Here is a 4,095-nt window from a genome sequence, read left to right as displayed (position 1 = left end):
GGGATCGAGCATCTGAGCGTCGGGCGCCGGGTGGTGTACGACGTGGCGGCGAATAGGAAGCTCATCGTCGAGAACTTCATGGAGTGCTACCACTGCGCCACGATTCATCCCGAGCTCACCGAAGTGCTTCCTGAGTTCGCCAAGGGGCTCGCCGCGCAGTACTACGTCGGGCACGGGGCTGAGTTCGCCTCCGAGGTAACGGGGTTCACGATCGACGGCAGCGCGGGCTTCGAGACGCTGCCAGGTGTCACCGAGGAGCAGGACCGGCGCTACTACGCAATCACGGTAAGGCCGACGGTGTTCGTCAACCTGGTGCCCGACCACGTCATCTTCCACCGCATGTACCCGTTGGCGCCGGACCGCACCGTCGTCGAATGCGACTGGCTGTACACCCCAGACGTGGTCGACTCCGGTCGCGACGTATCGCGGTCGGTCGAGCTGTTCCATCGCGTCAACGAGCAGGACTTCGCGGCCTGCGAACGCACCCAGCCCGCGATGTCGTCGCGGGCCTATCGCAACGGCGGGGTACTCGTTCCTTCCGAACACCACATCGCGGAGTTCCACGAATGGGTAGTGTCCCGTCTCTCGGCGACGCAAGGTGAGTGAGTGCCCGTGAACGGTGATCCCGACCTCTACGTCGCTGGCCGCTGGCGTCACGCGTCCGACGACGGGACGCGACAGATCATCAACCCGGCCGACGGAACCGTCGCTGCGACCGTCGACGAGGCCACCGACGCGGACGCGCGCGACGCCGTGAGCGCGGCCAGGGCGGCGTTCGACGAGGGCAGCTGGCCGGCGACGTCCGCAGGTGACCGCGCCGCGCTGCTCGACCACGTCGCCGACCTGCTGCAGCGGGACAAGGAGGACCTGGCGGTCCTGGAGACCCGCGACACCGGAAAGACTCTGGTGGAGAGCAGGATCGACATCGACGACGTCACGTCGGTGTTCCGGTACTACGCGCGTCTGGTCGGAGTCGAGGCGGACCGGGTGGTCGACGTGGGTGATCCCGCCGTCATCAGCCGCGTGGTCCGCGAACCCATCGGCGTCTGCGTGCTCATCGCACCGTGGAACTACCCGCTGCTGCAGATGTCGTGGAAGATCGCGCCCGCGCTCGGAGCGGGCTGCACCATGGTCGCCAAGCCGAGCGAGGTGACGCCGCTGTCCACCATTGCGTTCACGCACCTGCTGGAGGAGGCGGGCGTGCCCGGCGGCGTGGTCAACCTGGTGCAGGGCAGCGGCGCGGTGCTCGGCAGCGCGCTGACCGACAACCCGGACGTCGACTTCATCTCGTTCACCGGCGGGTTGGCCACCGGTCGAACCATTGCGAAGGTGGCCGCCGAGCACGTCACGAAGGTGGCGGTGGAACTCGGCGGGAAGAACCCGCACATCGTCTTCGCCGACATCGGAACCGGTGATGCGTGGGGCACGTCCGTCGACCAGGTGCTCACCGGGGTCTTCCTCCATTCGGGTCAGGTGTGCTCGGCGGGCACCCGGCTGATCGTCGAGGAGTCGATCGCCGACGACTTCGTCGCGGCGCTAGTCGAGCGGGCCGAGAAGATCCGGATGGGCGACGGCATGGATCCGGCCAGCGAGACTGGCCCACTGGTGTCCGAACAACACCGCGCCAAGGTGGAAGGCCATGTGGCGGCGGCCATTTCGGAGGGTGCCAAGCTGCTGACCGGCGGTGCTCGACCGTCGGATCCGGCGCTGGCCAAGGGCAGTTTCTATCTGCCCACGATCTTCGATCGGTGCGACCGATCGATGGGGATCGTCCGAGACGAAACCTTCGGACCGATCCTCACGGTGGAGCGATTCACCACCGAGGCCGAGGCCATCAGCCTCGGGAACGATACGGAATACGGTCTCGCGGCGGGCGTTCGTACGTCCGATCCGGCGCGGGGCGAACGTGTGGTGCGTGCTTTGAGGCACGGCACGGTGTGGCTGAACGACTTCGGCTACTACACCGCGGCAGCGGAGTGGGGCGGATTCGGGAAGTCGGGTAACGGTCGCGAGCTCGGACCGACGGGACTTGCGGAATACCAAGAGCTCAAACATATCTGGCACAACACCGCGCCGAAACCCGCAGGGTGGTTCAAGGGCGAATAGCCCGCCTCGCGGCGACAACCTCAGAGAGGACGCGTCAATGACTGTTGAAGCAGGTTCACCGGGAGCGGATAGCGGCGGCCTGGACGACTTCGGGTACAAGGAGTCCCTCGACCGCAGCATCGGCAAGTTCGCCAGCTTCGCTGCCGGCGTCAGCTACATCTCGATCCTGACCGGAACGTTCCAACTCTTCTACTTCGGCTTCAGCAGCGCGGGTCCCGCGTACCTGTGGTCATGGCCGATCGTCTTCGTCGGCCAAATGGCCGTCGCCCTGTGCTTCATGGAACTCGCTGCCAAGTACCCGGTCGCGGGCTCGGTCTACAACTGGTCGAAGAAGCTGGGCAGCAAGATCGTCGGGTGGTCGTCGGGCTGGCTGATGCTCACCGCGTCGATCGTCACGATCTCGGCGGTCGTCCTGGCCTACCAGCTGAACCTGCCCCGGCTGTGGAGCGGATTCCAGATCATCGGCGACGGGACGGGCGAATACGACTTCGCCGCCAACGCCGTCGTGCTGGGCAGCGTCCTGATCGTGTTCACCACCGTCATCAACGCCCTCGGCGTGAAGCTGATGGCGATGATCAACAGCGCCGGCGTCTTCATCGAGCTCATCGCGGCCGTCCTGATCGCGATCATCCTGGCCGCCAGCACGACTCGCGGACCGTCGGTGTTCTTCTCCACCAACGGCTACGGCGCGGGGGAGAGCGGCGGCTACCTTGGCGCGTTCTTGATCGCGTCATTGGCGTCGGGCTACGTGATGTACGGCTTCGACACCGCGAGCTCGCTCGGCGAGGAGACGGTGGAACCGCGCCGCACCGCACCGATGGCGATTCTGCGTGCCATCCTGGCCTCGTTCGTGATCGGTGGCGCGATCCTCGTGTTCGCCGTCATGTCGGCACCGGATCTCAACGACCCCAAGATCGGCGAGAGCAGCGGCGGCCTGCAGTACATCGTCGAGCAGGTCATGTGGGGCCCGCTCGGCAAGGTGTTCCTGGTCTGCATCGTGGTCGCGGTCACGGTCTGCACGCTGGCCGTGCACACCGCGGCCATCCGGCTGACCTTCGCGATGGCACGCGACAACGCACTTCCCTTCGGCGAGAAGCTTGCTCGCGTCAACCCGAAGACCCAGACGCCGATCGTCCCCGCCATCGTCATCGGCGTGATCGCGGCCATCATCCTGGTGATCAACATCGGCCAGCCGAAGATCTTCACCGTGCTGACGTCGATCGCGATCATCATGATCTACCTCGCGTACCTGATGGTCACCGGGCCGATGCTCAAGAAGCGGTTCCAAGGCGAATGGCCGCCGAAGGATCTGAAGGAGGGCGGCTACTTCACGATGGGCAAGTGGGGGATGCCGGTCAACATCCTGGCCGTGGTCTGGGGCGTCGGAATGGCGGTGAACCTGGCGTGGCCGCGCGTCGCGGTGTACGGCGACCCCTGGTACAACACGTGGGGCGCATTCGTCTACATCGGCGTGATCCTGGGCTTCGGGCTGCTGTGGTACGGCCTGAAGGGCCGCCACCACATCGGCACGCTGGAATCGCACGCGGTGGCCACCAAGTCGGAGGCGGAGAACCTCGATCCGGGACCGATCGGTGTCTGACGCAGGAACATTCGACTACGTCATCGCGGGCGGGGGGACGGCCGGCTGCGTGCTGGCCGCCCGCCTGTCCGAGGACCCCGACGTGACGGTATGCCTCGTCGAGGCTGGACCGACCGACGTGGGTGACGCCAACATCCTCCCGCTGTCCGAGTGGATGCATCTGCTCGACTCCGGCTACGACTGGGACTACCCCGTCGAACCTCAGGAACGCGGCAACAGCTTCATGCGGCACGCCCGCGCGAAGGTGCTCGGCGGCTGTTCGTCGCACAACTCGTGCATCGCGTTCTGGCCGCCTGCGGAGGGCCTGGACGAATGGGAGGCGATGGGCGCAACCGGGTGGGGCGCAAAGGGTGTGTTGCCCTACGTCACTCGGCTGGAGAACAACGACG

Annotated in this window: 4 protein-coding genes; all 4 read left to right on the top strand. The window is 66.1% G+C overall.

All coding sequences use genetic code 11. The annotated features are described in order from the left end of the window. Positions 1-606 (top strand): SRPBCC family protein (locus QOD90_RS28530; RefSeq protein WP_526355441.1); only part of this gene is annotated, 606 nt, incomplete at its 5' end. Positions 607-612: 6 nt separating this feature from the next. Continuing rightward, complete coding sequence (locus QOD90_RS28525; RefSeq protein ID WP_526355443.1) at positions 613-2,106, top strand: aldehyde dehydrogenase family protein; 1,494 nt, start codon at positions 613-615, stop codon at positions 2,104-2,106. Positions 2,107-2,143: 37 nt separating this feature from the next. Beyond that, the gene (locus QOD90_RS28520) at positions 2,144-3,706 is read left to right on the top strand and encodes an amino acid permease (protein WP_526355439.1); all 1,563 of its coding nucleotides are present in this window, start codon (positions 2,144-2,146) and stop codon (positions 3,704-3,706) included. Then, positions 3,699-4,095: GMC family oxidoreductase N-terminal domain-containing protein (locus QOD90_RS28515; protein WP_526355437.1), on the top strand; the 397-nt coding region annotated here is incomplete at its 3' end. The genes QOD90_RS28520 and QOD90_RS28515, both read left to right, overlap by 8 nt.

The sequence above is a fragment of the Mycobacterium sp. genome (genome assembly GCF_032161845.1).
GTDB lineage: Bacteria > Actinomycetota > Actinomycetes > Mycobacteriales > Mycobacteriaceae > Mycobacterium.
Note: the sequence above shows the minus strand (reverse complement) of the source record. Positions and strands in the feature narration are given on the sequence as shown.

What these genes read in the sequence shown, in the direction of transcription:
- QOD90_RS28520 (WP_526355439.1), top strand. Translation starts at nt 2,144, where the DNA reads ATGACTGTTGAAGCAGGTTCACCGGGAGCGGATAGCGGCGGCCTGGAC.